Source organism: Acinetobacter sp. HR7 (genome assembly GCF_000773685.1).
Lineage (GTDB): Bacteria > Pseudomonadota > Gammaproteobacteria > Pseudomonadales > Moraxellaceae > Acinetobacter > Acinetobacter thermotolerans.
This window is the reverse complement of the sequence record NZ_JPQO01000127.1, coordinates 1-2339: the sequence shown is the minus strand read 5'-3', so window position 1 is coordinate 2339 and position 2339 is coordinate 1. Positions and strand designations below refer to the sequence as shown.

Sequence of the window (2339 nt, the reverse complement as noted above, 5' to 3'; positions counted from 1 at the left end):
ACGGCTAAAGGGATAAAAATGTTTCAGCATTTATTTCTATAAGCAACTGGATACTGGCTGCGTTAAAATATTTCTACATACAGCTGGCGAGGGTGAAGACATGAACTTAAGTTATATCTATATGGATTCACCCGTCGGGCAGTTGCAACTAGTGGCAAGTAGAGATGCTTTGGTGGCAGTGCTTTGGGATTGTGAAAAGCCCAATCGGGTCAAACTAGCAACCTTGGTGGAAGATCCTGAACATCCCATTCTGAAATTAGCCAAACAACAATTGGAAGAATATTTTACCGGCCAACGTACCAGTTTTGAGGTGCCCCTCGATTTTGCTGGTACGCCATTTCAGAAAAGTGTCTGGCAGGCTTTGTTGAATATTCCGTATGGAGAAACCCGTACCTATCGCGATATTGCGCTGGAAATTGGCAATCCTAAAGCCGTACGTGCCGTAGGTGCTGCCAATGGCCGTAATCCGATTTCGATTATTGCCCCATGTCATCGCGTGATTGGTACTAATGGGACATTGGTGGGTTTTGCAGGCGGTCTGGAGCGTAAAGAAATTCTATTGAATATTGAACAAAATAAGTAAGATAGTTATATCTCAATAAAAATTTATTCCAGCCAAAATGAATCCTGTTCTTGCCCCAGTGATTGAACATTTCTGGTGGCTATTTCTTTTATTATCATTAGCGGCTTTATTTAAACTGTTTAAGCCTTTTATGAAGGGGAAAATGGGTGAGTTTGCCGTTGCCATGCATGTCAAACTCTATCTAAAACAGCCACATTATATTTTGTTGAATGACCTGACCTTTGAGGATGGACAAGGCACCACAACCCAGATTGATCATCTGCTGCTGAGTCCATTTGGGCTGTTCGTGATTGAAACCAAGAACTATAAAGGCTGGATTTTTGGTGGTGAACGACAAAAGACCTGGACCCAGAAAATTTATAAGCAGACCTTTAAATTCCAGAATCCGCTGCATCAGAACTATAAGCATGTCAAAGTGCTGGAACAGATTCTGGTAGAAATTTTAAGCCCAGAATATATTCATTCACTAGTGGTGTTTATGCCGGAAGCTGAATTTAAAACAGCTATGCCGGCAAATGTCTTTCGAGGCGCCAGCTGGACCGATTATGTGAAACGCTTTCAGGAGCCAGTGATTTCTGAAACCAAATTGAAACGGATTCAGCTACAGCTGGAAAAAGCTATGCTGGAGAAATCTTGGCAGACCAATCGCCAGCATGTAGAGAACTTAAAACAGCGTAAACAGGTCAAATAAAAAAATCCCTGAGATATTCAGGGAATTTCAGTTTAATGCTGGGCAGCTTTCAGCTTTTCAATGATTTCATCTAGCGGTTTGACCCGTTTTACTTCATCCCAGAGTGCTTTGGCTTCTGGATAATGTTTGGACATCATACCGAGCCATTGTTTGTAACGTCCGACCATATTCATTTCCTTTTTATAGGAACCATTCAGAAAACGAATTTGCAGACCAAGCAGCTCATTCCAGCTGATCAGTGGCTCATCATTATTCTGGTGGATACATTGGGTCAGGTCAGGCGTAGTGACAGCACCACGGCCAATCATCAGGTCTTCACAACCAGATTCCAGCTGGCACTGTTTAGCATCAGCATTGCTCCAGATTTCCCCATTGGCAATGACATTAATTTTCAAGGCTTCACGAATGGGTTGCAGCTGATCCCAGAAGGCCGGTGGGGTATAACCATCCGCTTTGGTTCGCGCATGTACCGTTACCCAGGCAGCACCGGCATCTTCAATGGCATGGGCATTTTCCATCATGAAGTTTCTATCCATATAACCTAGACGCATTTTTGCTGATACGGGAATATGGGCTGGAACGGCATCACGCACTGCCTTGACCAGTTCATAGACTATTTCAGGTTCATCCAGCAGTACTGAACCACCGCGGTGACGATTCACGGTTTTGGCTGGGCAGCCAAAATTCATATCAATCGCCGGTGCGCCCATTGCGGCAACTTTAACCGCGTTGGCTGCCAGCATTTCCGGGTTATTTCCCAGAAACTGCACATGTACCGGCGTACCGGCAGCAGTTTTGCCGCCATTCAGCAGTTCAGGACAGTATGTATGGTAGATATGATCCGGCAGTACCGAATCTGTGACACGAATAAACTCGGTCACGCACCAGTCAAAGCTCCCGACGGATGTCAGTACATCACGCATAATCGGGTCAGTTAAGCCTTCCATGGGTGCAAGAACAAGTTTCAACGTGTTCACCTGTGAATTTGAAAAACGGTGTTATACGGCTTTTTGATCGGAATGTCTAGGCAGTTTAACTTTCACGTTTATCCCTTTAGCCGTAAAA

At 44.4% G+C, this 2339-nt stretch carries 3 protein-coding genes; 2 read left to right on the top strand and 1 reads right to left on the bottom strand.

Going from position 1 to position 2339, the window contains the following annotated elements; all coding sequences use genetic code 11:
- Positions 1–100 precede the first annotated feature (100 nt).
- Positions 101–583, top strand: coding sequence for a methylated-DNA--[protein]-cysteine S-methyltransferase (locus tag GW12_RS06065; protein WP_034584869.1), 483 nt, complete (start codon positions 101–103; stop codon positions 581–583).
- Positions 584–620: 37 nt separating this feature from the next.
- On the top strand, positions 621–1274 hold the full coding sequence (locus tag GW12_RS06060; RefSeq protein ID WP_034584867.1) for a nuclease-related domain-containing protein: 654 nt from the start codon (positions 621–623) through the stop codon (positions 1272–1274).
- Between the two features lie 32 nt (positions 1275–1306).
- Here the strand turns inward: GW12_RS06060 and GW12_RS06055 are convergent, their stop codons facing one another.
- The gene (locus GW12_RS06055) at positions 1307–2242 is read right to left on the bottom strand and encodes a tRNA-dihydrouridine synthase (RefSeq protein WP_081403467.1); all 936 of its coding nucleotides are present in this window, start codon (positions 2240–2242) and stop codon (positions 1307–1309) included.
- Between the last annotated feature and the right edge of the window lie 97 nt (positions 2243–2339).

Coding starts and splice junctions, on each gene's coding strand:
- GW12_RS06065 (WP_034584869.1), top strand. CDS start 101: ATGAACTTAAGTTATATCTATATGGATTCACCCGTCGGGCAGTTGCAA.
- GW12_RS06060 (WP_034584867.1), top strand. CDS start 621: ATGAATCCTGTTCTTGCCCCAGTGATTGAACATTTCTGGTGGCTATTT.